The sequence below is a fragment of the Candidatus Binatia bacterium genome (assembly GCA_029243485.1).
Lineage (GTDB): Bacteria > Desulfobacterota > Binatia > UBA12015 > UBA12015 > VGTG01.
Genome location: JAQWRY010000088.1, coordinates 259,284 through 278,658, shown reverse-complemented (window position 1 = coordinate 278,658; position 19,375 = coordinate 259,284). Strand labels below are relative to the sequence as shown.

Below are 19,375 nucleotides of genomic sequence, written 5' to 3'. Positions count from 1 at the left end.
CGCGAACGATGTCATGCGAACCGCGAAACTCAACTCACGGATCGGATCGGCGGTCCCGGACCTTCCGATCGACCCGACGCTCCACCAGGACCCGCACCGGTGTGAGCAGGGTCGCCATGACCAGCGGCATGAAGACCAGCAACGGCAACAGCGCCAGGGCACGCAGTAGATCGGCCTTGCTGGAAGGATCCATGGCTTCGAGGGTGCCTCAAACGGGGCGGGCCGGAAAAGTCACTTTCTGCGCGCCGGGCCGTAGCAATGGTAAGGGCCCCCATGCGCAGGACACTTCCGTCGAGAAAGATCGGGTACGCCGCAGCACTCTTTATGGTGATTGCAGCGACGACGCTGGTCGTCAGCTGTACCAACGACACGACCGGCGACGCCCCGGAGACGCGCCCACCACCTCCCCCCGCGCCAACGGCGCGCGTCGCGCTCCAGAGCTGGCCCGTCCCGACCGGTGCACCGGGATCGGAGCCCTTCCCCGACGAAGTTCGCGCGGAGCTCGCGAAGACTCTCGCTCTGCGCGACGCCGAATATGAACCGCGGACGCACCACGTCCGTGAGGATGGCTCGCCGATCTACACGAACCGCCTCATCCTCGAGACCAGCCCGTACCTCCTGCAGCACGCACACAACCCCGTCGACTGGCGGCCCTGGGGCGACGAAGCCTTCGAGGAGGCACGTCGGCTCGGCCGTCCCGTATTTCTGAGTATCGGGTACTCGACGTGCCACTGGTGCCACGTGATGGAGCGCGAGTCGTTCGAAGACGAAGAGATCGCGGCGTACATGAACGCGAACTTCATCCCGATCAAGGTCGACCGCGAGGAACGACCCGACGTCGACCAAGTCTACATGGCCGTCGTGCAGATGCTCACGGGCGGAGGCGGTTGGCCGATGACGGTCGTGCTCACCCCAGACCGGGAGCCCTTCTTCGGCGGCACCTACTTTCCTGCCCGCAAGGGGGACCGGGGAAGCCGCGCCGGATTGCTCGAGATCCTGCAGGCGCTGTCGACGCAGTACGCCGGCGACCCCGACGCCATCGCCGAACAGGCAAAGCAGATTACGGCGCGCCTGCGTGCGCAGAGCCAGCCTCGCAAGCCGGAGACCGTGCCGGGGGCGACGCCGATCCTCATGACCCAAGCGTCGATGGCCAAGACCTACGACCCCGAATGGGGGGGCTTCGGGCGTCCGCCCAAGTTCCCGCGGACCGTCGGGCTCGAACTCCTCATGCGCCACGGACGCCGCACCGGCGACCCGGTCGCCCTGTCCCACGCGCTCGGAACGCTCGATCACATGGCCGCCGGTGGAATCCGGGACCACGTGGGGGGCGGATTCCATCGGTACGCCACAGATCGCGAGTGGCTCACTCCCCACTTCGAAAAGATGCTCTACGACAACGCGCTCCTCGTCGTGGCCTATCTGGATGCCTATCAAATCACCGGCGAAGAGCGGTTCGCCGACGTCGCGCGCGAGACGCTCGACTACATGCGCCGCGAGATGACCTCCTCGGAGGGGGCCTTCTACTCGGCAACCGATGCCGACAGCCCCACTCCCGAAGGGCACCAGGAAGAGGGTTGGTTCTTCACGTGGACCCCGGCGGAGATCATCGAGCTGGTCGGCGAGAAACGCGCGGCGCTCGTCGCGAGCCGGTACGGCGTGACCGAAGCCGGCAACTTCGAAGGTCGCAACATCCTCCACGGAGCCCGTCCGGTCGAGGAGGTCGCGCGCGATGCCGGCCTGTCGGTCGAAGAGACCGAGGCGGAGCTCGCCGCCGCGAGGGCGTCGCTCTACGACGCGCGCGGGGATCGCCCTCCGCCGATCCGCGACGACAAAGTTCTGGCCGCCTGGAACGGACTCGCCGTCTCGGCGTTCGCCCGCGGCGCTCGCGTGCTCGAGAAGGCCGGGTACGCCGAGGCTGCAGCCGCTGCCGCACACGTCGTCCTCGGCCGCATGACCAAGGACGGCAGGCTCAACCGTTCGTACATCGACGGCAAGGCACGCCACGACGCCGTTTTGGACGACTACGCGTTCTTCATCGCCGGCCTGCTCGACCTCTACGAGGCGAGCTTCGATCCCCGCTGGCTGCGCGCCGCGATCGGCTTGCAGGGCACGCTCGATTCGGGCTTCTGGGACGAAGGAAACGGCGGCTATTTCATGACGTCCACGGATGGCGAAGAACTCCTCGTTCGACGAAAGGGGATCTACGACGGCGCGCGCCCATCGGGGAACTCGGTGGCGGCGTCGAATCTACTGCGGCTCTACGAGTTCACGACCGACGAGGCCTACAAGAGCCGCGCCGAAAAACTGTTCGGAGCCTTTGCGCTCGACCTGCGAACCCGGCCTTCCCGTTCCCCGAGGCTCCTCTCGGCGCTGGATCAGTACCTCGACACGCCCAAAGAGGTGATCCTCGTTCTGCCGGGCCCGGACGACGAGGGGCTTGCGCCGTTCCTCTCCGTGCTCGCCCATCAGTATCTTCCCAACTCGATCGTCGCTCTCACCGTCGAGGGAGAGCCCGCCACCGCGCTCGCGAATCTCATCCCCCTCGTCGCTGGCAAGATCGCGCGCGACGGACGAGTGACCGCCTACGTCTGCGAAAACCGCGTCTGCGCTCTGCCGACGACCGACCCTGACCTGTTCGCGAAACAGCTCGCCACCGTTCGACCGTATCCGAACTAGGAGAAGGCATGCCCCCTACCCGCTCGCCGTCTCGCCGTCGTTCGTCGCTGCTGATCGCAGCCGCGGCACTCACGCTCGTGAACGCGTGCACCACGATCCAAAGACCGCGTGTCGCCCTCCCCTCCGGCGAGACGACACCCGAAGTCGCCCACGTAGACCTCGACGACGTACAGAAGCGCTTCGTCGACGGGAACGGACGTGTCGACTACGCGGCACTCCAGCGCGACCCCGGCATGCTCGATCGCTACTACTGGTGGATCACCGAGGAGAGTCCCGACAACGCTCCCGAGCGGTTCCCGACGCGCGACGACGAGCTCGCGTACTTCATCAACGCGTACAACGCCGCCGTGCTGTACACCGTAGTGCAATACTACCCGGTCGCCAGCGTGACCGACATCGGCAACGTCTTCCCGCTCAACATCATTGACGACAAGGTCGGGTTCTTTTTCTTGCAGCAGGTCGAAGTCGGCGGCGAGACGACGAATCTCTACGATCTCGAGAACTCCCTGATTCGCTCGCGGTTCGGCGAACCCCGCGTGCACTTCGCGCTGAACTGCGCGTCCATCGGATGCCCGCACCTCCCGCAGGAGGCGTTCTCCGCAGCCCGCCTCCAGGACCAACTCGACCGAGAGACGTTCCGCTTCTTCGCGCAGCCCCGAAATCTCCGATTCGACCACGACGAAGAGACGGTCTACGTCTCCTCGATCCTGAAGTGGCACGGCGCCGACTTCACGGAATGGCTCGAGAAGAACCACCCGGATCAACCCGCAACGCTCCTGACGTACATCTCGCTTTACGGCCCGAAGGAACACGAGGCCGCCCTCCTGCGGGCCCGCCAGGAAGGCTACGATGTCGATTTCATCGAGTACGACTGGAACCTGAACGACCAGCACCCAACCGCGACACCGCGTTGATCCCGCCCGAGTCGTCGCCTATGTTCGCGCGCACATGCGCAAGACGATGAGCGGCAAACGAGCGGGGCTCCTGGTGGCCCTGTGCCTTCTGGGGATGACGATCGCCCCTTGGGCCGAAGCGCAAGAGAACCCCGACGCGACGCCCCTGCGCGTCGGTCTGTCCACGAGCTACCCACCGGTCGCGTTCGAGAAGGACGGCCAACTCGGGGGCCTCGAGGTCGATCTGGCTCGCGCCGTCGGGGCCGAAATCGGCAAGCCGATCGAGTTCAAGACGATGGAGTTCAAGGAACTCATCCCGGCGCTCCAGGCGAAGAAGATCGACGTAATCATGTCGGGCATGTCCGTCACCGAGGAGCGCGCGAAGAGTGTCGACTTCGTTCAGCCCTACATGCGCGTCGGCCAGATGGCCCTCGTGAGCTCCGAGGAGTTCTCCCGCTTCGCCGACCCGGGGCGCCTGAACGCAAGCGGAGCCAAGATTGGCTTCGTCCAGGGGACGACCGGAGGCCGCTACGTCGCCGCGTCTCTGCCCAAGGCGACCAAGGTCGCCGTAGAGAGCGCGGACAAGGGCGTCGCCGCCCTTCGCGACGGATCGATCGACCTCTTCATTCACGACGCACCGACCATCTGGCGGGTCTCCCTCGACCCGAAAGAACGCGAATTGCTCGCGCTCTACGAGCCGCTCACCGAGGAGTACCTGGCCTGGGGCGTGCGCAAGGACGACCCGAACCTGAAGGGCGCACTCGACGGTTTCGTGACCCGGTGGAAGGAAAACGGGCAGATGGATTCCACCGTGAACAAGTGGATCCCGGTCCGCGTCGAGGTCAAAGCGCAGTAGGCCCGGCTACTCCTTCGGCCGAATCGGTCGGACGAGCCCCTCCTGGGCTACCGAAGCGACGAGCGTTCCGTCTCGCCGGAAGAGGTGCCCCCACGCAAAGCCGCGCGCGCCCGAGCCAGACGGGCTCTCCTGCGAATACAAAAGCCACTCGTCCGCCCGAAGGTCTCGGTGGAACCACATCGCGTGGTCCAGGCTCGCCATCATGTAGCGCGGATCGTTCCAGAGCAGACCGTGCGGCAGCGTCGCCGTATCCAGCAGCGTCATGTCCGAGGCGTAAGCGACGACGCACTGGTGGAGCAGCGGAAGATCCGGCAGCCGGCCGTTCACACGAAGCCACACGTGCTGGCCCTGGCTCCTGCGCTCGGGATCGAACGACTCCACGTAGCGGAGTTCCAGCGGCCGTGGCCGCTGGAACCAGTCGCGGACCTCCTGCGGCTCGTTCACGAGGGTCTTCGCCATCCGTTCGGCCCACGTCGGCAGGCTCTCCGGGTCCGGTGCGTCCGGCATCTTCATCTGATGGTCGGGCCCCGGCTCGGGGTGCTGGAACGACGCCTGGAGATTGAAGATCGCGCGCCCCCGTTGGATCGCGACGACACGCCGCGTGGCAAACGACTTCCCATCGCGAATACGGTCGACCTCGTAGAGAATCGGAATCGAGGGGTCGCCCGCCCGCAGGAAGTAAGCGTGCAGGGAGTGCGCGACCGTGTCCTGCGCGGTGCGCCCCGCTGCCACGAGCGCCTGCGCCGCGACCTGGCCGCCGAAGACCCGTACCCGGCTCTCCTTGGGACTCCTGCCCCGAAAGATGTTCAGATCGAGCTCTTCGAGATCGAGCAGAGCGACCAGTTCATCGAGCAGGCGCTGGGTCTCCTCCGGATTCTCCATACCGAGGAGGGTACCCGGAACCACTGGTGAGATCACCAGACCCCCCATGTTATCCCCTCCCGGTACGTGCCTGCGGCCCCCGACTCGCCCCCGATCCGAGCCCTGCCGCCCATCCACCGTCTCCGGCCCGAGCTCTACTACGGCTGGTACGTCGTCGCGGCTGGGTTCGCGCTGAGTTTCGTCAGCGTGGGGATCGGCTTCTACGGCCAGACCGTCTTCCTCGACGGCCTCATCCGGGAAAACGGATGGTCGAAGGCGTCGGTCTCGGGCGCGTCGACCGTCTACTTCATCACGACGGGTCTCGTCGGCGTCGGCGTCGGGCGCGTCGTCGACCGCTTCGGGACGCGCCCCCTTCTCCTCGCCGGCGCGATCACCATGGCGACGGCCCTGCTGTGGCTCGGTTCCATCGACGAGCCCGCCCAGCTGTACTTCGTGTACCTGCTGCTCGCCGCGAGCTTTTCGATGAGCTCCGCGATTCCTCTGTCGTCGCTCATGAACAAGTGGTTCGTCCGCGGCCGCTCTCGCGCGATGAGTTTCTCACAGACCGGCGTGTCGGTGGGCGGCCTCATCCTGGTTCCGATCGCCACGGCACTCATCGCGACCGAGGGGATGCAGATCGCCACGCGTTGGCTCGCAGCGCTCGTCCTGGTGATCGTCCTTCCAATCACCCTTTGGGTCGTTCGCGAGGACCCACAGACGCACGGCCTCGAACCCGACGGCGACCACCTGGTCGACGATGCGGACGCGGACGGCGCGGACGGTGAACTGCCGTGGACCGTTCGCGCGGCGATGCGCACTCGGAGCTTTCGACTTCTCGCGCTCTCGTTCGGTTCGATCCTCATCTGTCAGACCGGTCTCGCGGTGCACCACCTCCACCTCTTGCGCGATCACCTCGACACGTCCGCGGCCGCGATCGGCGCCGCGACGATCCCCACCGGGAGCATCGTCGGACGTCTCGTCGCCGGGCGCCTCGCGGACCGGATGGAGAAGCGGAACGTCACGGCCATTCTTTTCGCGACACAAGCCCTCTCGCTCGCGGGCCTCGGGCTCGCGACGGATCCGAGCGGCCTCCTCGCCGCGTCGGTCGTGTTCGGACTGACGATTGGCGCCATCTTCATGATGCAGTCCTTGCTCGTTGCCGAACTCTTCGGCCTAGCCTCGTTCGGGGCCGTCCTCGGCATGCTGAACTTCCTCACCTCGCTTGGCGGGGGCATCGGCCCCTTGCTCGTCGGGGTCGTCGCCGAACGCTTCGGCGGCTATCCGAGCGCGATCTGGGTCTTGTTCGTCGTCGGGCTCTCCGCCGCAACGCTGATCCTGTTCGTACGCCCGCCGCAACACACGGGAGCACCAGCGTGAACTCTAGATCCTCCGCCTGGCGCATCACGCGCCGCTCAGCACAGATCCTCCGGGCGTCCGCCCTCGGGCTGGTGGCTTTCACTCGAGAGCGCCGCGCCCTCGCGGGCGATCCCGAGGCGAGCATGCGCGCCCTCGGGAGGGCACTGGTCGGGCTCTGCGCCGATCTCGGGGCAACCTTCATCAAAGTCGGCCAGATCGCGTCGACGCGCGGCGACCTTCTGCCCCGCGCGCTCGTCAGCGAACTCACCACCTTGCAGGACGACGTGCCTCCGTTCGCCTTCGAAGACGTCCAACGCACGATCGAGTCCGAACTGGGTCGCCGGCTCGACGAGATCTTCGAGGAGTTCGACCCAACGCCGGTCGCAGCCGCCTCCGTCGCACAAGTACACCGGGGGATCCTCAAGGACGGCGGCGACACCGTCGCAGTGAAGGTCCGACGGCCCGACATCGTGGAGAAGGCGTCGCTCGACCGGTCAATCCTGCTGTTCATCGGGCGCACGCTCGAGCGCGTGATTCCGAGTGTTCGCCTCATGGCTCTGGAGGAAGCACTCCGCGCGTTCTGCGACGCCGTGCAGGCGCAGATCCACCTCGAGAACGAGGCACGCAACAACGCGCGATTCACCGAGAACTTCATCGACGATCCCGATGTGGACTTCCCTCGCCTCTATCTCGATGCGTGCTCCGACGCCGTCCTCACGATGGAGTTCGTCGATGGCGTCCACGAATCGGAATTGGAAGCGACCGGGTGCGACGTCCACGCGATCGTGACCGCGGGCATGCGGTGCGTCTGCCGGATGATCTTCCTACACGGCTTCGTGCACGCGGACCTTCATCCGGGCAACATGCGCTTTCAGCATCCTTCGCATGTCGTACTCCTCGACCTCGGCCTCACGGGCGAGATCAACGACGAAGATCGGATTACCACTGCCCAGACGCTCTTCGCGCTCGCCACCGGCGACGGCAAGACCGTCGCCCGCCTGTTCCACGAGAACGCGCCTCACACCGCCACTCCGGACTACGACGCCTACGAGCGCGAGATGGCGAACTTCGTCGGCAGCCTGCAGGACCAGGGCCTCCAGAACGTGCAGATCACGGCCGAGATCGGTCGGATCTTCGACATCCTGCGGCGGCATCGCGTCCAGGCGCGCAGCCACATGACGATGGTGAACATCGCTCTCATGACCGCGGAGGGCCTCGGTAAGCGCCTCGCTCCCGAACTCTCCCTCACGCACGAAGCTCTACCCTATCTCCAAGAGGCCCTCATGGCGGGCCAATTGCAGCCCGGCGGGGATCGTGCTTGAGGACGGCTCGGGAGGAAGTCACGCGATGTTCGTCGTCACCAACCGCATTCCCGTCTCCGAGGGCCACGAGGCGGACTTCGAAGAGCGCTTCAAGAAGCGCGCGCACCTCATCGACTCGTCACCGGGCTTCGTGAAGAACCTCGTCCTGCGCCCCGTTCAACGCCGCCTGAATCACAAGACCGGCGAGTACGAGGAGAAGGAAGAACAGGGCTTCTATCTCGTCCAGACCTACTGGGAGAGCGAAGAGGCCTTCTGGGACTGGACGAAGAGCGACTCGTTCCGCGCCGCACACTCGAACCGTCCACCGGCGGAGATGTTCGCGGGGCCGAACGTGCTCGAGATCCACGAGGTCATCCAAACGACCGAGAAGGCGTGACTCCCGAGGAGCCCAAAAACGCCTCGGCGGCAGACGAGGTCCGACCGTTCGTGCAGCGCATGACCGGCTCCCTGCAGCTGCAGGGCCCGGTGTACGACGAGATTGCCGCCGACCCCGATGCGACCAATCAGGCCGCCGTCGTCGTCGCGATCACAGCCCTCGCCCAAGCGCTCGGCGGGCCCGAGCGCATTCCGATGGAGGACATGCCTCTCGCGCTCGCGTGGGCGTACTTCAGCTGGCTCGTGCCGGGCGCGCTCGTGTGGGTCGTCGGGAATCGGTTCCTGGGCACCAACGTCGATCTGCCCCGCGTGCTGCGCTGCACCGGCTACGCGACGAGTCCGCAAATTTTGTGGCTGCTCGGCCTCGCCTCACTCGACTCGGCGCCATTCGAACTGGCGCTCGGCGTGCTCATTTTCGGCCTGTCGCTCGTCGCGAACGTCATCGCCATCCGTCAGGCGTTCGCCGTGACCACAATCCGTGCCGTCCAGGCCTTCCTCCTGGGATTCCTGGCGTTCGCGGGTGTCGCGGTCGTCGTCGGATTCATCTTCGCGCAGCTCTCCACCCGGCTCTGAGCGGAGACGAGGCGTGTCAAGCCCCGAACCGCCTTGCACCGGGCGGACGGACGGTGCTACTTCGCGGCCGCCATGGGATTTCTCTCCGCCACTTCGAGCATCGTCCGTCTGCACGCCAAACCGCCACCGAATATGGATCGCGAGGCCATCACGCGCGCGGTCGAAGAGCGTGCCTTCCGCGATACGGACGAAGACGGGATGCCGAAGGCCGAGGCATTCGGCTGGGTCGCCATTCACGACCCCCTCGTGACCGACTTCGATGCGACCGATCTGTTTTTTCAGCAGTATCTCGTGGTCGGTTTCCGGTTCGACACGCGGGCCGTGCCGGCGAAGCTCTCGTGGATGGAGAGACGGCGCCAGGAAGACGTTCGGCGGCGCGAGCAGGATCTGGAGAAGCTCAGCCGCGACATGAAGCGCGAGATCAAGCAGGACGTCGAGTCCAACCTGATGTCGCGCGCGCTCCCGAACCCGAAGCTCTTCGAGTGCGCGTGGAACCTCGAGACCGAGGCGCTCTACTTCACGGGAAAACTGAAGAGCGCACGTGAGACGTTCGCCTCGCTGTTCCGCGAGACCTTCGGCGTCGCGCCGATTCCGATGATCCCGTATCTCGCCGCCGAGCGCGTCGGCCTGCCCGACGGCATCGTCGACTCCGTGCGCGGTGTCGAACCCAGCCACCTGGGCCCGGACGCCGCCGAGGAGAGCTGGAACGAGGCTCCTGCGCCGGTCGCCGCGGCGCCGATCTCGCTGCGGTCCGTCGCCGCCGAAGCGATCTCGAGCGAAACCGCCGCAACTGAGGCGGAAGCCGTCGCCCGTGAAGCTGCCGCCGCGGTCGTCGGCGAAGCCGCCACCACCGAGGCCGAGCCCCGCACCGGCGAAGCCGCCACCACCGAGGCCGAGCCCGCCACTGCCGAAGCCAGCGCCGACGGAGCCACCACCGAGGCCGAGCCCACGGAACGCGCCTCGACGGAGCAAGCATGACCGAGACCTTCCTGTCCGTCGTCGAAGCCAAACGGTTTCTCGGACGCGAGTTCCTCACCTGGCTGATTTGCCGCCTCGAAGAAGAAGGCGGCCGGATCGAGATCGAGGGCGATATCCTGGAGTTGGCACTCGGGGACCGGATCGTCCTCGAGGCCGGCGGCGATCCCGGGGCCCGCCTCTCGCTCGTCGATGAGGGCGACATCCGCTCCGAGCTCGGTGCTGGCCTGCGCCGCGGCAAGCTCCTCGACCGGGCCCGCCTCTCGATCACCCGCGGCGAACGCCGCTGGGAGCTCACGCTGGACGGCGGCTTGCTGACCTACGACTCCCTGCGCTGCCCCCCGCTGGGAGACCGCGATCCGGGCCTCCAAGAAGACCGTCGAGCCGCCTTCGAAAACGACCTGTTCCTGCGCCTCGCCGACGTGGAAGACACCGTAGGCGTCATCGACTGGCTCTTCGCCGCCTTCTGCCGCACCCGCTCCACCTCCACCTGGACCGACGACGCCCTCCCCACCCTCCGCACCTGGGTCGCCGAACTCGGCCGCACCCGCGCCGACGCCGCATCCGCCGGTGGGGACGTTGGTTAGTCTCGCCGAAAATGTTTAGCGGAGAACAAATCGGGCGATTCCCCAACGTACCCGGCTGACAACGCGCCGCTCTGCGCTACAGTAGGGTGATGGCCGGAAAGGACCTCTACGCGGCGCTCGCGCTGGAAAAAGGCGCGAGCCAGGACGACATCCGCAAGGCGTACCGCAAGCTCGCCCGAAAACACCACCCCGACGTCAACCCCAACGACCCGAAGGCCGCCGAGCGCTTCAAGGACATCTCCTACGCGAACGACGTCCTCTCCGACGAAAAGAAACGTTCCCTGTACGACGAGTTCGGCGAAAAGGGGCTCGAAGCCGGCTTCGACGCCGAACAGACACGCGCCTACAAGCACTGGCAGCAGGGCGCACGACGCAGCCCCTCACACCAGGAATTCACCTCCGAGGTCGACCTCGAAGATCTTCTCGGTGGCCTGGGCGGCTTCGGAGAGCGGTTCGGCTTCGGTCGCCGCGAACCGAGAGGCCCCCGCAAGGGCCAGGATGCTCAGGGCGAGGCGCTCGTGGATTTTCTCGACGCGGTCCGGGGCGGAAAGGTGAACCTGCAGTTCGAGGGCAAGGGCGCCCTCAACGTGACGATCCCTCCGGGATCCGACGACGGCACGAAGATCCGTCTCTCGGGGCAAGGCGCGCCCGGTAACGGCGGCGGGCCCGCGGGCGACCTGTACCTCACGCTCCGCGTGCGACCGCACCCGTTCTTCACCCGCAAAAGCGCCGACGTCTATGTCGACCTGCCCGTGACGATCCCCGAGCTTCTTCGCGGAGGATCGATCCAGGTGCCGACCCCGGACGGCGCCGCGACGGTCAAAGTGCCGCCCCGCTCCGCCAACGGGGGCAAGCTCCGTCTCCGCGGAAAGGGCGCCACCAAGCGCGGCTCGAAAAAGGAGCACGGCGATCTGTACGTGACCTTGTCCGCCGTCTTGCCCAAGGAAGGCGAGAACGGCGCGCTCGAGGAGATCGCCGACGCCATGGAGCCTCTGTACGCCGGGACCGACGTCCGCGAGCATCTGGGGAAGACGCGATGAAGTACTTCACGAGAATACAGGTCATCGAGCTCCTCGCGATCGAAGAGTCCTTCTTCATTCAGCTGGAGCAAGAAGAGATCGTGCAGATCGAGACCGAGGACGACGAAGCCGAAGAGCGCTTCTCCGAGATCATGCTGGAACGCGCACGCGTCGCCGACAACCTCGTGCACGAGCTCGACGTGAACCTGGCAGGCGTCGCCGTCATCATCCAAATGCGGGAAAACCTCGCCGACCTGCGTCATCAGCTCGAAACCGCCCTCACCCAACTCCGCCAGCAACGACGATGACCGGGGGCTACCTCTGCGGCAACGTCCGCTACGAGGCGACGGGGAAGCCCACGCACCCAACGGTGTGCCGTTGACGCAGTTGCCGCCGCGCAACCGGTGTCCCCATGGTCGCGTGGGTCACGTTCGCTCGCGAGGCCTTTCGCGTGACCAAAGGCAGTCTCGCAACCCATCGATCGTCCGCGGGAGTCACGCGCGGCTTCTGCTCCGACTGCGGCTCCTCACTCACGCATGAGCGCGTCGATCTCCCCAGCGAGATCGACGTGACGACCGCATCGCTGGACGATGCCGAGCAGGCCCCGCCGGCCGACCGCGCGTGGGACGAAGAGCGAGTCGCCTCGACGAATCAACTGCACGGCCTGCCTCGATTTCGACGAAGCCACGGCTCCGGGGAGGGTTCCGCCCCCGGCGTCCGGAAACGGCGCAGGAAGTAGCGCGCGATCGGCGGCGAGATCGGAGAACCACCCGCGACCAAATCCAAAAGGAAGCGTCTGATGTAATCCGCCGAGCCGTCCTTCAGCACGTAGCCGAGCGCGCCGGCTTCGATCGCCGCGACGACGTGCTTCTCATCACCGAACACCGTGATCACCATCGGCTGTGTGGGAAGATCCCGCGCCCGCACCTCACGGATCAGGTCGATCCCACTTCCGTTTGGAAGCCCGATGTCGGTGAGGAGAACGGCCGGCGGCGAGCGGTCGAGTTCCGCGATCGCATCCGCTTAATTGGAAACCAACGCCTGCAGCGTCAGTTCGTCGTGCTCACCAATCGCCCCGCCGAGCCGCGTTCGCGTGTTCTCGTCGTCCTCGACCAGGAGGATCGTATGCGCAACCATCGCAGTCCCGATTACCAGTCCAACCCGCCGAGAGACCATCCCCAAAATTGGGACCCCGCGGCTCCCGTCAGGATTTCCCCGTTGTGCTGGCGAGAAGCTCCTTCGCCCGCTTGATCTCACCGAAATTCGTCTCGTAGTCCTCCTGACTCCGCCGAATCACGTCGTACGCCTCGTGCCGCCCGTAGATTTCGGTGATCTCCACCTTGGCGCGGTCCATCCCCGGAGCCTGCTTGTACGTGAGAAAGTAGTGCTCGAGCCGATCGACCAGGGTCGAAGGCAGCTGGTCGATCTCGGTGCAATTCCCGTAGACCGCATCGCCCTCCAGAACCGCGATGATCTTGTCGTCCGCCTCGTCGCCATCGATCATCCGTAGACCGCCGATCGGGATCGCGGGCACCAGAATGTCACCGTGCGTAATGTCGCGCTCGCAAAGAACACAGATGTCGAGCGGATCCGCGTCGCCCTTGATGCCGGGCCTCCCTGCGCGCTCGGAGCAGAGCTCTCCGATCTTGTCTCCGCAGTAGGTCTGCGGGATCAGCCCGTACAGTGACGGATACACGTTCGAGAACTGCTGCGGTCGGTCGACCGTTAGATACCCCGTCCGCTTGTCGAGCTCGTACTTGACCGTATCGGTCGGAACAATCTCGATGTACGCGACCACCTTGCGCGGCGAGTCCTCACCGCACGTGATGCCGTGCCACGGGTGACGCCGGTACAACATCGGCAGGTACTGCAGAAGCTCCGGGGGCATGTCCTTGGCCATTCTGCTCGACTATCACAGATGGAGAGGCTAGTCCCACGTCGCGTGACCACGATCCTGTTCGTAGTGGCCATCGTCGCCGCAATCGCCGCGATGGCGTACCGTCGGCTCCAGAAGCAAAGCCGGCAGAAAGCCGCCCTGCACCGCGACGGCGCCTCGCCGGACAACCCGATCTACATCCGGTCCTTCAACGAGATGGACGACCACATGCGGAAGCGGTGGTGCTCGTGCGGCGGCTTCCTCGAGGTGACCGGTGAGGGCACTCGCGAACGCGACGGCCGTCGTTTCCGGGTCGCCCGCATGGAATGTCACGAGTGCGAGGAATCGAGCGAAGTCTTCTTCGATACGACCGACTTGCTGCAGTAGCTCCTGAACACCTCCGGAAGTGACACCCTACGATAGGGCCGCGAGCTGCAACGGCGGTCCGGGCGCCAGGCGACCTTAGGCGGCTAGCCGGCCGCCGTGTCGAACCCTACTCCTTGTCCGCCGAGAGCTGGCCCTTCTTCATGATCTCGAGGCTTTCGGTCGACCCCGGCTTCACGCGGGGCTCGAGGTTGCCGGTCGCAGCAGACGTGCCAAAGCCGACGGCGGAACCCTGGTCGTTCAGGGTGTCGTCGAGGTCACCGTTGGACTTGATGATTTTGAGAGTGCTCTTGCGCTCGAATCTCGGGTCCATGGCCTCGAAGGGGTCCATGCCCTTCCATGAATCCGACTGGGCGAATGCCGAGACGTGAGAGGCGGCAAGCGCCGCTCCGAGAGCTACCCCGACGATCCATTTCAGCACTCGCGATACGTCCATCATAATGTAGACCCTTCTAGCAGAACCACGTTCTCTCACCATAGGACGTAAGGCGACCTTTGGGAATTCGGTGGCAGATCAGCCCATCAGGGATAGATCCCGGTGGTCCTTCCTTCGCGTCCCCGCCTCCGTATACGATGAACAACGAGACTGACATGGCGACCTCCTCATCGCCCGCACCGGCCCCCCTTCCCGGACCCGTGTCGGTCTCTCTGGCGGACGGATGACTTCTCCTCGAACTCTCGACACGTGGGCGCAGGCCCAGGCTTCGATCCTGGAGCAGATGCACTGCGCGGTCATCGCGACCGATCTCGAGGGACAAATCGTCTACTGGAACCAGTTCGCCGAGCAGCAGTTTCAATGGAAGGCCGAAGACGTGCTGGGACGCCGCTTCGACGAGGTCATCCTGCCGGCGGATGCCCGCGAGGGTGCGATCGAGGTCCTGCCCCTCGTCCGCAGCGAAGGCCACCTCGAACTGGACGCGCAGCTCGTCCGACGCGACGGCACTCCGTTCGACGGCCATACGGTCGTGACCACGCTCCGCTCCGCCGACGGCGAGATCATCGGGCAGATCGGCGTGACGTCGGACGTGACCGAGCAGCGTACGACTCAGCGGCGCCTCAGCGAGAGCGAAGAGCGGTTCCGTTCGCTGGCCGAGGGCGCACCACTCATGATCTGGATGACCGATACGACAGGGCAACTCGAGTACGTCAACTCGAGGTTCTGTGACATCACCGGTTGGTCCAACGAAACTCTGCGGGAAGACACCTGGATTGCGTCGCTCCATCCGGACGATCAAGCGGGCACGCGCCAGGCGTACGTCTCGGCAATGGCCGAACGACGTGAGATACGGCACGAATTCCGCGTACACGACGTGGCTACCGACACCTACATGTGGATGCTGGGGAGGGCCACGCCCCGCACTTCGGCCGACGGGACCTTCCTAGGCTTCATCGGGTACGGCGTGGACATTACCGACCGCCGTCGCGAGCAGGAGGCGCGCGCTGAAGGCGCCACCGTCGCCGCCGCACTCGCAGAGGTCGGGCAGGAACTGATCTCATCCCTCAACTCGCCCGACTTCCTCGATCGGCTCTGCGCGCTGACGGCCCAGCACCTGTCCTGCGAGTCGAGTCACTCGCTGCTCTTGCGACCGGAAGACGATGTCTTCGAACTGATCGCCGGGACGTACGCGACGAACGAGGACCGCGAGGCCTCCATGGGCCTCCGCGTCCCGCGCCACCTCATGGATGTGCTCACCGAACGACTTCGCGACACCGAAGTGGCAACCGTCGGAACGATTCCCGAAGCCTTCCTCGAGCGAAATCCCGAACTCGAACACGGAAACTGCATCTGCCTGGCCCTACGACAGGGGCCGGACCTGATCGGCGTTCAGGCCGTGCGCCGGGGAGACGCGACACCCTTCTCGGACACGGACCTGGCCATCGCACGAGGCATCGCACACCTCGCCTCGCTCGCGCTCGACCACGCACGACTCGTCGACGAGTTGGAGCAGGCCGGCCGCGTGAAGTCCGACTTCGTGGCCACGATGTCGCACGAGCTCCGGACGCCGCTCCACGTCATTCTGGGTTACACCGACCTCTTGATCACCGAAGAGTTCGGGCCGCTCTTGCCGGAACAGGCCGACACCGCGCGACGGATCGACCGACGCGCGCGGGAGCTGCACGACCTCATCACGAACACGCTCGACGTAAGCCGCCTCGATTCGGGCCGCGTGCTCCTCCACGTCGAAGAGGTCTCGCTTTCCGGCCTGCTCTCCGAGGTAGATCTCGACACGCAGAGGCAGCAGGAAGACGTGGGACTCGCACTGCGGATCGAGCTCCCGGAAGACCTGCCGACCCTGCGGTCGGATCCGATGAAGCTCAAAGTCGTGCTGAAGAATCTCATCAGCAACGCGCTCAAGTTCACGACCGAAGGCAGCGTGACCGTGCGCGGCCGCGCAGACGACCGAGGCATCGAGATTTCGGTCGAGGACACCGGGATCGGGATCGAGGAAGGCCAACTCGCCGCGATCTTCGAGCCGTTCCAACAAGTCGACGGTTCCTCGAGCCGGCGGCACGGCGGAGCCGGGCTCGGCCTCTACATCGTCCGACGCCTGGTCGATCTGCTCGGCGGCTCGATCACCGTCGAGAGCGCGCCCGGAGCCGGGTCGACGTTCCGGATCTGGCTCCCGCGAAGCCTCGACCACACCGCCGCCTGACGCGACGCGCCCGGCTACTCACTTCACGGACGCGGGCTGCGTGGTGTCACACGCGAAGCTTTACTTGCACTTCACCAATGAGGGCTGCGTGGCGTCACACGCGAAGCCGTCGCGCACACCCGAAGCGAGAAGACCACACGCCGTCGTCCGTCCGCTTCGCACCGCCTCATCCTTCGTCGCGGCCGCTGCCGTCGCGCAGTTTCGACGGCCCTTGAAGTCGATACAAACCTCGCACTCCACCTGCTGCGCGCCGATTGTCAGCCACGTGAGTACTCCGGCGAGCACGACGAGAGAAACGATGGTCACCAAAGTGCTTTTCATGAGAGGTTTTCCTGCTCCGTATCATCCCCCGACCGGATCGCCGCCAGAGCGACCACGGCCGTGAGGTTCCCCGCGGCAAAGAGGCTGAAAGCGACTGTGTAGCTGCCGAGGGTGTCGTGGATCCAGCCTGCCAGAACCGGGCCCAGGGAGCCGCCCGGCACGAGAGCCAGCATCAAGAAGCCGTACACCGTCGCCAGACTTTCGCTTCCGAACCGTCGGGCGACGACGAGCGGGATGACGACGTCCTCCGCGGCGGTTGCGAAACCGTGCACGACGAGGAAAACGCCGAGAATCGTTCCGATCCCAGGGAGCAGCAACAAGATCGAAGCGACGACGATTAAGCCGAAGTTGACCAGCACCGCCGCACGAGCGCCGACGCGATCCGCGAAGCTCCCCGCCATCAGTTTGCCGGTGACCCCGACGCCCACCATCAAGCTGAAACCCGCCGCCGCAAGCCCGTCGGAGTAGCCGAGGTCGCTCAGGTAGGCGACGAGGTGAGCATTCACGCCGAGGCGGTAGACGTAGAAGACGAAGATCGCCCAGAAGAGGAGCCAGAAGTCAGGGGTCCGGGCGAGATCGCGCGCGGTCCAGCGCGTGGCCGCGACGTCGCCCACCGCATCCGCGGCCGGGCCGCGGCGACTCGGCCCGACGAGGAACGCCGCCGGCAGAAGAACGATCCACAACAGACTCCCGACGCCGGTGAAGCCCGCTCGCCACGACGCACCCGCGGCGAGCGCGGTCGCGAGCAACGGACCGAGCGAACCACCAATGCTCGACCCGATGTACACCATGCCCAGCGCGAGCCCTCTGCGGGAATCGAAGCGCCCCGCGATCGCCGCTCCGGTGGGAAGATCTCCGAGACACGCAACGGCGACGCCGAGAACGATCGCGACCGCATAGAAGTGCTCGGGGCGTTGCATCTCGCCCGCACCCAGGAGCGCGAGGCTCATCAGCAAACCGCCGACGACGAGAACGGGGCGCGGTCCGCGCCGATCCGCAAAGCGCCCGACAAGCGGTGCCACCAGCGCGACCGAGGTGCTCATCAGTGGATGCGCGAGTGAATAGACCGTGCGCGACCAGTCGAGTTCGTCCGCGATGGGCTTGAGGAAGACCGGAAAGATGTAGCCGCCGACTCCCATCCCGATCTGGCAGACCAGGCACCCGAAGACGACGCGGCCATCCGCCCACCCTCGTCCGGTCTCACGGGTCGTGGGCACTCGGCATTCCCATGTCGCGACGGACGTCGAGCAGTTCTTGGGTCCACACCGAGCGCTCGTCGCGCACGACCAGCGGGGACAGGACGTCGGTGCCCTGCACTTCGTCCGAGCGCCGGAGCGACCACAGACCGAAGAGCGGCGCCTTGCCTGCACGGGGAACCACGTCGCGATGGCACTCGATCGCGAGGCCGGCGTCACGCGCCCCCTGCCCAACGCGACCGTCGGGCCCTCCGGGCATACAGAGAACGAAGCGCGCCCCGGGAGCGAGCCGCGGCGCCGCGGCCTGACAGTAGTCCTCGACGCCGCCCCGGGTTTCGAGCCGACACGCGAGGCGCTGCCCATCGTCCGACCCACTCGCGGCATCCATCGGAAAATACGGGGGCGTTCCCGTCACGAGATCGAACGTCCCGCCGGCATGCGGCGACTCACGCAGATCCCCGTGATGCACCAGGCACCGGTCCTCCAAACCGTTGAACCGGAGCGAGCGGCGCGCGAGATCCACGCTGCCGGTCTGCGCCTCGAGCCCGACGCCGCGCCCCTCAGGAAAGCGCCACGCCAGCATCATCAAGACCGAGCCAATGCCGCAGCCGAGATCCACGAACTGCGTCGGCGCATTCTCCGTGTGAAAGGACGCTGCGAAGTGTGCGGTGAGAAGATCGTCGAGCGACCACCGATGACCACCGAGGCGCTGTAGGATCCGGAAGTCTCCGGTCAGGTAACAGAGGTCTTCGCCCTCGCGTGGGCCCAACTCCGGAGCGACGTGCGCCGGGGGCTGCGGCCCGACCGGCTTCCATCCTGCCGGCCGGCGCGCAGGCCGGACGATGCCGGCGGGTGCGCGGGAGATGCTCACCGCGCCTTCTTCTTCGGAGCGCGGCGCTCGACCACATCGGCCCCACAGATCTCGATGAGCTCCTCGCGGTACGCCTCGAGGACCGTCGGGTGTCCCGGCAGATCCTTCAGGGGCGCAACGCAACCAATTCGCTCGGCCGCAGGCTGCACCATCACGCGCACTCGACTTCCCTCACCACGCAGCATGATGGGCCAATGTCGACAGGCGGCCGGCTTCCAATCGGGCACGTGCCGCTCGGTCTCCAGCGCCAGGTGGTGAATCGAACATAGGGAGTGCTTCTTGGTTCGGAGAAGAAAGGGGCAGGCGCCGCTCTCGTCGGAGTCGATCACCCACGTCGGCGGATCGTCCACGAAGGCGTCGATGTAGCCGTCGTCCTCGCGAAGAGTCGGGATCAGGACCTCGAGCTCGTCCATCAGACTGTCCACGGCACGAATCTCCTTTTTGGAGACCTCGACCGTCAGTCCCACACAGCAGGTCCGACCTTTGGGGCAGCCGTTCGGCCAACAACGGTAGGCGTATTCTCGCAGGCTCTTGTCGAAGACGAACGTCTGTCCGGAAGCACGTGGCATGGCCGCAGAGG

General features: G+C 65.9%; 23 protein-coding genes. 13 read left to right on the top strand and 10 right to left on the bottom strand.

All coding sequences use genetic code 11. The features are described from left to right. Positions 1 to 34: 34 nt before the first annotated feature. The gene (locus tag P8R42_29700) at positions 35 to 193 is read right to left on the bottom strand and encodes a hypothetical protein (GenBank protein ID MDG2308776.1); all 159 of its coding nucleotides are present in this window, start codon (positions 191 to 193) and stop codon (positions 35 to 37) included. A gap of 80 nt (positions 194 to 273) precedes the next feature. On the opposite strand from P8R42_29700, the gene P8R42_29695 reads away from it, so the two are divergent. The 3 genes from P8R42_29695 to P8R42_29685 are packed head-to-tail and all read left to right on the top strand — an operon-like array spanning position 274 to position 4,425. Next, entirely contained in the window at positions 274 to 2,676 is a 2,403-nt protein-coding gene (locus P8R42_29695) for a thioredoxin domain-containing protein (protein MDG2308775.1), read from the top strand. An 8-nt stretch (positions 2,677 to 2,684) separates the two neighbouring features. After that, complete coding sequence (locus P8R42_29690; GenBank protein ID MDG2308774.1) at positions 2,685 to 3,590, top strand: DUF547 domain-containing protein; 906 nt, start codon at positions 2,685 to 2,687, stop codon at positions 3,588 to 3,590. Positions 3,591 to 3,624: 34 nt separating this feature from the next. Beyond that, the gene (locus P8R42_29685; protein ID MDG2308773.1) at positions 3,625 to 4,425 is read left to right on the top strand and encodes a transporter substrate-binding domain-containing protein; all 801 of its coding nucleotides are present in this window, start codon (positions 3,625 to 3,627) and stop codon (positions 4,423 to 4,425) included. Positions 4,426 to 4,431: 6 nt separating this feature from the next. On the opposite strand, the gene P8R42_29680 is transcribed toward P8R42_29685, so the two are convergent. Then, positions 4,432 to 5,307 (bottom strand): acyl-CoA thioesterase II, encoded by an 876-nt coding sequence (locus tag P8R42_29680; protein ID MDG2308772.1) that lies wholly within the window; start codon positions 5,305 to 5,307, stop codon positions 4,432 to 4,434. 66 nt (positions 5,308 to 5,373) lie between these two features. Here P8R42_29680 and P8R42_29675 point away from each other — a divergent pair, with 66 nt between their 5' ends. The 8 genes from P8R42_29675 (at position 5,374) to P8R42_29640 (ending at position 11,801) form a co-directional block, all read left to right on the top strand. Next, positions 5,374 to 6,663 (top strand): MFS transporter, encoded by a 1,290-nt coding sequence (locus P8R42_29675; GenBank protein ID MDG2308771.1) that lies wholly within the window; start codon positions 5,374 to 5,376, stop codon positions 6,661 to 6,663. After that, positions 6,660 to 7,964, top strand: a complete 1,305-nt coding sequence (locus tag P8R42_29670) for an AarF/UbiB family protein (GenBank protein MDG2308770.1) — start codon at positions 6,660 to 6,662, stop codon at positions 7,962 to 7,964. The genes P8R42_29675 and P8R42_29670 overlap by 4 nt, the downstream gene beginning before the upstream one ends. Before the next feature lie 25 nt (positions 7,965 to 7,989). Continuing rightward, positions 7,990 to 8,340 carry an antibiotic biosynthesis monooxygenase gene (locus P8R42_29665; protein MDG2308769.1) on the top strand — a complete coding sequence of 117 codons (351 nt, stop codon included), beginning with the start codon at positions 7,990 to 7,992 and terminating at the stop codon, positions 8,338 to 8,340. Continuing rightward, entirely contained in the window at positions 8,337 to 8,912 is a 576-nt protein-coding gene (locus P8R42_29660; GenBank protein ID MDG2308768.1) for a YIP1 family protein, read from the top strand. Before P8R42_29665 ends, P8R42_29660 begins: the two co-directional genes overlap by 4 nt. A 72-nt stretch (positions 8,913 to 8,984) precedes the next feature. Next, positions 8,985 to 9,890, top strand: a complete 906-nt coding sequence (rdgC, locus tag P8R42_29655) for a recombination-associated protein RdgC (GenBank protein MDG2308767.1) — start codon at positions 8,985 to 8,987, stop codon at positions 9,888 to 9,890. Further along, positions 9,887 to 10,474, top strand: coding sequence for a hypothetical protein (locus P8R42_29650; protein ID MDG2308766.1), 588 nt, complete (start codon positions 9,887 to 9,889; stop codon positions 10,472 to 10,474). The genes rdgC and P8R42_29650 overlap by 4 nt, the downstream gene beginning before the upstream one ends. 89 nt (positions 10,475 to 10,563) lie before the next feature. Then, positions 10,564 to 11,514, top strand: coding sequence for a DnaJ C-terminal domain-containing protein (locus P8R42_29645; GenBank protein ID MDG2308765.1), 951 nt, complete (start codon positions 10,564 to 10,566; stop codon positions 11,512 to 11,514). Beyond that, entirely contained in the window at positions 11,511 to 11,801 is a 291-nt protein-coding gene (locus P8R42_29640) for a chaperone modulator CbpM (GenBank protein ID MDG2308764.1), read from the top strand. Before P8R42_29645 ends, P8R42_29640 begins: the two co-directional genes overlap by 4 nt. Positions 11,802 to 12,019: 218 nt before the next feature. On the opposite strand, the gene P8R42_29635 is transcribed toward P8R42_29640, so the two are convergent. The 3 genes from P8R42_29635 to P8R42_29625 form a co-directional block, all read right to left on the bottom strand. Next, complete coding sequence (locus tag P8R42_29635) at positions 12,020 to 12,154, bottom strand: hypothetical protein (protein ID MDG2308763.1); 135 nt, start codon at positions 12,152 to 12,154, stop codon at positions 12,020 to 12,022. Then, positions 12,145 to 12,507 (bottom strand): response regulator transcription factor, encoded by a 363-nt coding sequence (locus P8R42_29630; protein ID MDG2308762.1) that lies wholly within the window; start codon positions 12,505 to 12,507, stop codon positions 12,145 to 12,147. The genes P8R42_29635 and P8R42_29630 overlap by 10 nt, the downstream gene beginning before the upstream one ends. A gap of 190 nt (positions 12,508 to 12,697) precedes the next feature. After that, a complete protein-coding gene (locus P8R42_29625; GenBank protein ID MDG2308761.1) occupies positions 12,698 to 13,393 on the bottom strand; it encodes an inorganic pyrophosphatase in 696 nt (231 codons plus the stop codon). A 42-nt stretch (positions 13,394 to 13,435) separates the two neighbouring features. Here P8R42_29625 and P8R42_29620 point away from each other — a divergent pair, with 42 nt between their 5' ends. After that, complete coding sequence (locus tag P8R42_29620) at positions 13,436 to 13,756, top strand: hypothetical protein (protein MDG2308760.1); 321 nt, start codon at positions 13,436 to 13,438, stop codon at positions 13,754 to 13,756. A gap of 106 nt (positions 13,757 to 13,862) precedes the next feature. Here the strand turns inward: P8R42_29620 and P8R42_29615 are convergent, their stop codons facing one another. Then, positions 13,863 to 14,192 carry a hypothetical protein gene (locus P8R42_29615; GenBank protein ID MDG2308759.1) on the bottom strand — a complete coding sequence of 110 codons (330 nt, stop codon included), beginning with the start codon at positions 14,190 to 14,192 and terminating at the stop codon, positions 13,863 to 13,865. A gap of 220 nt (positions 14,193 to 14,412) precedes the next feature. Here P8R42_29615 and P8R42_29610 point away from each other — a divergent pair, with 220 nt between their 5' ends. Beyond that, complete coding sequence (locus P8R42_29610) at positions 14,413 to 16,407, top strand: PAS domain S-box protein (GenBank protein MDG2308758.1); 1,995 nt, start codon at positions 14,413 to 14,415, stop codon at positions 16,405 to 16,407. Between the two features lie 60 nt (positions 16,408 to 16,467). Here the strand turns inward: P8R42_29610 and P8R42_29605 are convergent, their stop codons facing one another. From P8R42_29605 to P8R42_29590, 4 genes are read right to left on the bottom strand one after another with little or no spacing between them, the layout of a single operon-like run. Beyond that, on the bottom strand, positions 16,468 to 16,728 hold the full coding sequence (locus P8R42_29605; GenBank protein ID MDG2308757.1) for a hypothetical protein: 261 nt from the start codon (positions 16,726 to 16,728) through the stop codon (positions 16,468 to 16,470). Further along, positions 16,725 to 17,945: an MFS transporter gene (locus P8R42_29600; GenBank protein ID MDG2308756.1), complete on the bottom strand. Its 1,221-nt coding sequence runs from the start codon at positions 17,943 to 17,945 to the stop codon at positions 16,725 to 16,727. Before P8R42_29600 ends, P8R42_29605 begins: the two co-directional genes overlap by 4 nt. Beyond that, on the bottom strand, positions 17,929 to 18,795 hold the full coding sequence (locus P8R42_29595; GenBank protein ID MDG2308755.1) for a methyltransferase domain-containing protein: 867 nt from the start codon (positions 18,793 to 18,795) through the stop codon (positions 17,929 to 17,931). Before P8R42_29595 ends, P8R42_29600 begins: the two co-directional genes overlap by 17 nt. Continuing rightward, positions 18,792 to 19,364 carry a hypothetical protein gene (locus P8R42_29590; GenBank protein ID MDG2308754.1) on the bottom strand — a complete coding sequence of 191 codons (573 nt, stop codon included), beginning with the start codon at positions 19,362 to 19,364 and terminating at the stop codon, positions 18,792 to 18,794. The genes P8R42_29595 and P8R42_29590 overlap by 4 nt, the downstream gene beginning before the upstream one ends. Between the last annotated feature and the right edge of the window lie 11 nt (positions 19,365 to 19,375).

What these genes read in the sequence shown, in the direction of transcription:
- P8R42_29700 (MDG2308776.1), bottom strand. Translation starts at nt 193, where the DNA reads ATGGATCCTTCCAGCAAGGCCGATCTACTGCGTGCCCTGGCGCTGTTG.
- P8R42_29695 (MDG2308775.1), top strand. Translation starts at nt 274, where the DNA reads ATGCGCAGGACACTTCCGTCGAGAAAGATCGGGTACGCCGCAGCACTC.
- P8R42_29690 (MDG2308774.1), top strand. Translation starts at nt 2,685, where the DNA reads ATGCCCCCTACCCGCTCGCCGTCTCGCCGTCGTTCGTCGCTGCTGATC.
- P8R42_29685 (MDG2308773.1), top strand. Translation starts at nt 3,625, where the DNA reads ATGCGCAAGACGATGAGCGGCAAACGAGCGGGGCTCCTGGTGGCCCTG.
- P8R42_29680 (MDG2308772.1), bottom strand. Translation starts at nt 5,307, where the DNA reads ATGGAGAATCCGGAGGAGACCCAGCGCCTGCTCGATGAACTGGTCGCT.
- P8R42_29665 (MDG2308769.1), top strand. Translation starts at nt 7,990, where the DNA reads ATGTTCGTCGTCACCAACCGCATTCCCGTCTCCGAGGGCCACGAGGCG.
- rdgC (MDG2308767.1), top strand. Translation starts at nt 8,985, where the DNA reads ATGGGATTTCTCTCCGCCACTTCGAGCATCGTCCGTCTGCACGCCAAA.
- P8R42_29650 (MDG2308766.1), top strand. Translation starts at nt 9,887, where the DNA reads ATGACCGAGACCTTCCTGTCCGTCGTCGAAGCCAAACGGTTTCTCGGA.
- P8R42_29645 (MDG2308765.1), top strand. Translation starts at nt 10,564, where the DNA reads ATGGCCGGAAAGGACCTCTACGCGGCGCTCGCGCTGGAAAAAGGCGCG.
- P8R42_29640 (MDG2308764.1), top strand. Translation starts at nt 11,511, where the DNA reads ATGAAGTACTTCACGAGAATACAGGTCATCGAGCTCCTCGCGATCGAA.
- P8R42_29625 (MDG2308761.1), bottom strand. Translation starts at nt 13,393, where the DNA reads ATGGCCAAGGACATGCCCCCGGAGCTTCTGCAGTACCTGCCGATGTTG.
- P8R42_29615 (MDG2308759.1), bottom strand. Translation starts at nt 14,192, where the DNA reads ATGATGGACGTATCGCGAGTGCTGAAATGGATCGTCGGGGTAGCTCTC.
- P8R42_29610 (MDG2308758.1), top strand. Translation starts at nt 14,413, where the DNA reads ATGACTTCTCCTCGAACTCTCGACACGTGGGCGCAGGCCCAGGCTTCG.
- P8R42_29605 (MDG2308757.1), bottom strand. Translation starts at nt 16,728, where the DNA reads ATGAAAAGCACTTTGGTGACCATCGTTTCTCTCGTCGTGCTCGCCGGA.
- P8R42_29590 (MDG2308754.1), bottom strand. Translation starts at nt 19,364, where the DNA reads ATGCCACGTGCTTCCGGACAGACGTTCGTCTTCGACAAGAGCCTGCGA.